The sequence below is a fragment of the Deltaproteobacteria bacterium genome, assembly GCA_009930495.1.
GTDB lineage: Bacteria > Desulfobacterota > Desulfovibrionia > Desulfovibrionales > Desulfomicrobiaceae > Desulfomicrobium.
Window position 1 is genome coordinate 1 of sequence record RZYB01000394.1, and the last position, 1,425, is coordinate 1,425.

The 1,425-nt window shown below is 32.0% G+C and carries 1 protein-coding gene; it reads left to right on the forward strand.

Annotated elements, in window-relative coordinates:
- The first annotated feature begins 27 nt into the window (after positions 1 to 27).
- Positions 28 to 1,290 (forward strand): hypothetical protein, encoded by a 1,263-nt coding sequence (locus tag EOL86_14965; GenBank protein NCD26869.1) that lies wholly within the window; start codon positions 28 to 30, stop codon positions 1,288 to 1,290.
- Positions 1,291 to 1,425: the final 135 nt, after the last annotated feature.

Sequence of the window (1,425 nt, forward strand, 5' to 3'; positions counted from 1 at the left end):
CGTTAGGGGGCATAAAAAGAAACGACAATGAAACGATTATTATTTATTTTAGCAAGTCTGCAATTGACAGCATGTCACGGACAGATAAATGAGAAGAAACAAGTTGAAACAGACTCAAAAGACTATATGAAAATAGTATATGAGCAATGTTCTAAACCTGACATTATTGAAGTCGAATCAACAACAGATGGATATGTTGAAGTTGAATACTTATGCGATGGTAAACGCTATGAAATAGGCATAAGAAATAATACAATATTGTTTAGTGAACACTCTATAAACCTTAATGAAATCCCTTTAGACAAAATTAATCGCAAACTTGAAAAAAAATATCAAGGTTGGACACTTGACGAGGTCTCACAAGTAAAAACGAACGACACGACTTTTCTGAAAGTTGAAATATTAAAAGACGGAATTGAGCAGAATTTGTATTTTACAAACGACGGAAAGTGGTTTAAAATAAAACCAATAGATATTTCTTCAACACTCGATTTTAAAGCTGTTGAAAGGAATACCATGTATAAATCGGCAAAATATAAATTCCATAAACCCGATAGCGTTTATGAGATGCCCGATTTATTGAAAGAAGTTTCGGGTATTGCATTAAGTTCTGAAAACATTATTTACTGCATTCAAGATGAAATCGGTTCCATATTCGCATATGATTTGAAAAAACAAGAAATTTCTAATTCTTACCGATTTACTGATATTGGCGATTTTGAAGATTTAGCCATTAATAAAAATATAGTTTATGTTCTGAGAAGTGATGGGAATTTATTTGTTTATGATTTTAAAAATAAAACAAAAACATCACAAACTATGCTTCAGATAAATTCTTTGAATATCGAGGGGATTTGTTTTAGTGACGGGTATATCTACATCGCATGTAAAGATGCTTTAGTCAATCATGTTGAATCAAAACGGATGATTTATAGAGTAAAAGCGAATAACTTAGATAAAATCGAACCTTATCTTGAAATAAACATTGATGATTTATCTATGTTTTTAACTCAAAATTATTCTGAATTAGGAATTACAAAAATTCTTTTTAATCCTTCTTCAATTGCAATTCACCCGATAACTAAAGAAATGTATGTATTGTCTGCTTCCGACAGATTTATAGCAATATACAAGGACAAACAATTAATAAATATAATTCCATTGTCCGCTGAAACATATTATAAACCGGAAGGATTATCTTTTTATGAAAATGGTGACTTATTAATATCGTCAGAGGGAGATAAAAAAGGATTTGTAAAAGGAACTATTAATTTAGTTAAGAATGAATGATTTACGCCCCCTAACAAGCGGTCATAAAACAGAGCGGGGGCGTTGGTAATGTGAGCGTCACAGCTTGTTGCAAAGTCCGTTTCGGTGGATACGTAACAGCTTCGAAATCCGCTCCGTTTCATACCGCCAGGCGTT